The sequence below is a fragment of the Streptomyces spiramenti genome (genome assembly GCF_012034385.1).
Lineage (GTDB): Bacteria > Actinomycetota > Actinomycetes > Streptomycetales > Streptomycetaceae > Streptomyces > Streptomyces spiramenti.
Window position 1 is genome coordinate 1 of the sequence record NZ_JAAVJB010000391.1, and the last position, 2,703, is coordinate 2,703.

General features: G+C 76.7%; 3 protein-coding genes. 1 reads left to right on the forward strand and 2 read right to left on the reverse strand.

Annotated features, from left to right (window positions below):
- Together HCJ92_RS23535 and HCJ92_RS23540 are read right to left on the reverse strand one after the other, a co-directional pair.
- The coding region (locus HCJ92_RS23535) for an ATP-binding protein (RefSeq protein ID WP_209311523.1) at positions 1–480 on the reverse strand (480 nt) is incomplete at its 3' end.
- Between the two features lie 298 nt (positions 481–778).
- The gene (locus HCJ92_RS23540) at positions 779–1,153 is read right to left on the reverse strand and encodes an anti-sigma factor antagonist (protein WP_167935629.1); all 375 of its coding nucleotides are present in this window, start codon (positions 1,151–1,153) and stop codon (positions 779–781) included.
- Between the two features lie 337 nt (positions 1,154–1,490).
- Here HCJ92_RS23540 and HCJ92_RS23545 point away from each other — a divergent pair, with 337 nt between their 5' ends.
- On the forward strand, positions 1,491–2,039 hold the full coding sequence (locus HCJ92_RS23545) for an RNA polymerase sigma factor (protein WP_167935630.1): 549 nt from the start codon (positions 1,491–1,493) through the stop codon (positions 2,037–2,039).
- The last annotated feature ends 664 nt before the right edge of the window (positions 2,040–2,703 follow it).

Consider the following 2,703-nt stretch of genomic DNA (forward strand, 5'->3'; position numbering starts at 1 on the left):
CTCTCCTCCTCGGCCGCCCTCGAAGTCGCCACCGCGGGCGTGCTGGCCGACCTCGCCGGGCTGGAACCCGAACCCCGCATGCTCGCCGGTACCGGGCTCGGCCGCCGGGCGGCGTTCGGCCTGCCGGTCGGGTTCCGCCTGCCGGCATCCCTCGCGGTGTCCGGCGGCGAGGCGTGGCCGGTGGGCGGCGCTCCCCCGGTCGCCGGCGCACGGGTCGCGCTCCTCGGAGGGGTCCTCCGGCGCCTCGTTCTCCTCGTGCGTGTGGGCCTCGCCGGGGAGGAGGAGCCGCAGCACGGCGGGACGACCGGTGTGGACGACCGCGTTGGTGACCAGCTCGGAGACGAGCAGCACCACCGTGTCGGCCGGAGTGCCCGGACCCGGGCCTCCCCCGCCGTCCAACTGGGCTCTGACCCACTCGCGGGCACGCCGCACCTCCGCGGGGTCGGGTCCCAGCTCCAGCTGCCTTCGCAGCTCCTGCACCGCTCACACCATCCGTACCGGCGGAAACCACGCCTCACGCCTGGGCGGACCCGACTGCGGCACTGGCGCCGCACTCCCGGGTCTGCACAGCATGAGCGAACGCGACGGGCCTCAACAAGCACTTCGGACATATTCCGGCGCAAAGGAGTAAGCGCGCGGCTACTGTGCGACACCGTGCGCGGAGGTTCGAACACGCCGTAGGGGGCGGGTGCTTGATTTTGCAACGACCGCGTGCAGCGGCCTGACCACGGGCACCGGCGCGTCGCCACCACCCGGGCCGCCGCGGGCGGAGCCCGTGTCAGGCGGGCAGCGGCTGCGCGGAATCGTCGGCCGCCGCGTCCAGATCAGGGAAGCAATCGAACAGGCGTCGCACACCGAGCGCGGCGAGCACCCGGTTGACGTGCGAGCCGTCCTCGGCGCCCTTGGCGGGCAGGATCAGCCGGAGCCGGCCGGCGCAGGAGCGCATCAGCCGACGGGAGGCGATCAGCACACCGACCCCGCTGGAGTCGCAGAACTGCACCCCCGCGAGGTCCAGCACCACGTTCTTGCGACCGTCGGCGACGGCGTCGTGGATGTGCTGCCGCACGGTCGGGGCCGTCACGAGGTCCAGCTCACCCTGGACGCGCAACACGGCCCAGTCTCCCCGCTGCTCGGTCAGCACACTCAACGACACGCGTCTGATGCCCCTTCGCTCTACCGGTGCCGCCGCCCGTGGGTCGCGCCCCGGGCCGGCTCGCCCCTCGCCTACTCTATGCCCGCTCCCGCTCGTCCCGGCCACCGACCGACGCACGGCGGCGGTCACTCACCGCTTCGACGCCGCGCCCCGGGAGGACCCGGTGTCCGTTCCCACTCGCCATGCCCACTTTTCACCGGCTCACGCATCGGACGGGCCGCGCCACGGGGATCGCGCCACCCACAACGCCGAGGACCGGACGCATATCCGTCCGACAGGTGCCCCACCGTGGGCGCGCCCACTACATTTGTCCCACGCGATGAAGGGTGGGCCCCGCATGGCGCACGAGACACCGCCCCAGTGGGACAGGGACATGCGTCGGCGGCTGCGTCAGGGGGAGGCGGCTGCCCTCGGTGAGCTGTACGACCGCTTCGCTCCCCTCGCCTACGGGATCGCGCGGCGCATCCTCGACGAGGACACCGGCGCGGCCGAGGTCACCGGCGAGGTGTTCGGCCGGCTCTGGGGCAGCCCCGAGGAGTTCGACCCCGAGCAGGGCCCGCTGCGGACGTGGATCGCCGACGAGGCGCACCGCCTCGCGGTGGCGATGCTGCGCCGGGCCGGGGGTACCGGCAACGACGCCGCCCTCGCAGCCGAGCGGGCGCGGCGGGTCCGCGCCGCCTCCACGGCGGCCCGCGCGGACTACATCGTCACCTCCATGCCCTCGCCGCTGCGCACCGCGCTGGAGCTGACCCGGGCGCAGCGGCAGGACACGGCCCAGGTGGCCGCCGGTCTGGGCATCACGGAGGAAGAGGCCCGCCGACGGCTCCGCCTGGGGCTCCAGCTGCTCTCCACCGCGGGCGGCTACGCCGCACCGGAGCGGCCATGACGGCCGGCCGGGGCAGCGGGGCGGAGCCGCCGGAGCCGGGGGACGAGGCGGGCGGCACGCCCCGGCGGGGCGAGCGCAGCCCGTCGGCGGCGGAGACAGCCGAGGAGGTCCCGGAGCAGCGCCCGCGCCGTCGTCCGGCGCCACCCCGCCGCTCCGGCGCCCGCCCGGCACCGGCGCCACCGCCGGACGAGGGTCCACCGCCCGCCGGCCCGGGACGGGCAGGGCAGGGCACGCGGGGCGGACCTGCCGGGGACGGGGCGGGGTCGGGCACGGGGCGGCCCGGGGCCCGCGGCGGGCGACCGGGGGACGGCGGCGACGGGCGACCGGCGAAGGGCACGGAACGACCGGGGGACGACGCGAGGTGGGGCGTGATGGGTGGGCCAAGTGACGGCGCGCAGGAACCGGGCCGGGAGGACCGGCAGGGGCGAGCAGGACCGTCGGCGAGGGCGGAGCAGCCGGAGGACCGGCGCTCTCCGTCGCGGGACGGAGGGCCGCGTGGCCGGACCGACGGCGGAAGCCCGCCGGGTGACGACCCCGCGGGAGACGACTCCGCGGGCGGCGGGCACGACGGACGTACCCGCTCGCCCGGGGGCCGTGCCGCGCCGCCGCCGGGGAGGCGGGACGGCGGGCTGCCCCCGGTGGAACGGCCGCAGGGCCGGGGAGC

Bases quoted from the DNA above. Each gene is read 5' to 3' on its own strand.
- HCJ92_RS23545 (WP_167935630.1), top strand. From the start codon at position 1,491: ATGGCGCACGAGACACCGCCCCAGTGGGACAGGGACATGCGTCGGCGG.